Origin of the sequence: Stenotrophomonas nitritireducens, assembly GCF_001431425.1 — a bacterium.
Lineage (GTDB): Bacteria > Pseudomonadota > Gammaproteobacteria > Xanthomonadales > Xanthomonadaceae > Stenotrophomonas > Stenotrophomonas nitritireducens.
This window is the reverse complement of record NZ_LDJG01000067.1, coordinates 1-526: the sequence shown is the minus strand read 5'-3', so window position 1 is coordinate 526 and position 526 is coordinate 1. Positions and strand designations below refer to the sequence as shown.

Here is a 526-nt window from a genome sequence, read left to right as displayed (position 1 = left end):
GACGTGGTGATGCTGCTGGTGCGGGCGGGCGGCAACAGCGCCTTCGTCGCGGTCCGGGCCGGCGGCTGAGTCCCGCCTTCATCAAGCTGTACGCAGGGGCCGCCTCCGGGCGGCTCCTGCCGTTCGGGCCGGCCGCCTGTGCGGGCTGCCCGCCGGGCGTGCGATAATGCCTCGTTATCCTGACGACGCGCCGCGCCGCCGCCACCTTATGTCTGCCGATCCGATGCGGAACATCCGCAATTTCTCCATCATCGCCCACGTCGACCATGGCAAGTCCACCCTGGCCGACCGCATCATCCAGATCTGTGGCGGCCTGACCGCGCGCGAAATGGAAGCGCAGGTCCTGGACAACAACCCGATCGAGCGCGAGCGTGGCATCACCATCAAGGCGCAGTCGGTGTCGTTGCCGTACAAGGCGCGCAATGGCGAAACCTACCACCTGAACTTCATCGACACCCCCGGCCACGTCGACTTCTCCTATGAAGTCAGCCGTTCGCTGGCCGCCTGCGAGGGCGCGCTGCTGGTG

The 526-nt window shown here is 67.3% G+C and carries 1 protein-coding gene; it reads left to right on the top strand.

All coding sequences use genetic code 11. The features are described from left to right. Positions 1-223 precede the first annotated feature (223 nt). Positions 224-526: GTP-binding protein (locus tag ABB22_RS17440; RefSeq protein WP_244481364.1), on the top strand; the 303-nt coding region annotated here is incomplete at its 3' end.